The organism is Streptomyces sp. SID5785, from assembly GCF_009870065.1.
In the GTDB taxonomy this organism is placed as follows: Bacteria; Actinomycetota; Actinomycetes; order Streptomycetales; family Streptomycetaceae; genus Streptomyces.
In genome coordinates, this window is the sequence record NZ_WWIA01000491.1 from 1 (window position 1) to 640 (window position 640).

Sequence of the window (640 nt, forward strand, 5' to 3'; positions counted from 1 at the left end):
GGTCTGGGGTTCGACCACGAGCCGGATCGTCTTCGCCCCCGAGAGCCCGACATGCACGGGCACCGCCGCGTCATGGCCCCGCACCACCGGCGACTGCCAGGCCCGCGCCCCGTCGACGTAGACGGAGAAGCGGACGGCGCCGAGGCCGAGAGTCAGGTCGTCCACGCCGACGAGCGCGTCGTACGCGGTGCAGGTGCGGTTGAGGTCGATGGTGACCGAGGAGCGGGAGTGCACCGAGACACCGTGGGCGTACTGCTGCCCGCCGATCGAGAGCCCCTGCCGCTGCCAGACCCAGCTGCTCTCGCCGAGCCGCATCTCGGGCTCGGTGCCGTCACCGATGCCGCCGTACGACAGCTGGTTCCACTGGTACACGGCCGGCGGGGCCGGAGGCGGCGGGGTCGGTGCCGGGGGAGGCGTCGGCTTCGGGGCCGGCTCGGACGGCGTGGGCGTCGGCTTCGGGGGCGGGGTCGGGGTGGGCGTCGGCTTCGGCGTCGGGGTGGGCTTCGGAGCCGGGGGCGGCGTCGGTGCGGGCGCGGGCGGCGCAGGCGGCTTCGCCGCGGGCTTCGGGGTCGGCTTCGGCTTCTGCGGCTCGATCGGCTGCGAGATCGGCGGCTTCTCCTGCCGAGCCTCCGGCTCGGGC

2 protein-coding genes are annotated in these 640 nt (G+C 75.5%); one reads left to right on the forward strand and one right to left on the reverse strand.

Going from position 1 to position 640, the window contains the following annotated elements:
- A partial coding sequence (locus GTW43_RS38640) for an NPCBM/NEW2 domain-containing protein (protein ID WP_343246021.1) occupies nt 1–372 on the reverse strand: 372 nt, incomplete at its 3' end.
- Here GTW43_RS38640 and GTW43_RS38645 point away from each other — a divergent pair.
- The coding region (locus tag GTW43_RS38645) for a hypothetical protein (RefSeq protein WP_343246022.1) at nt 338–640 on the forward strand (303 nt) is incomplete at its 3' end. The genes GTW43_RS38640 and GTW43_RS38645 overlap by 35 nt on opposite strands.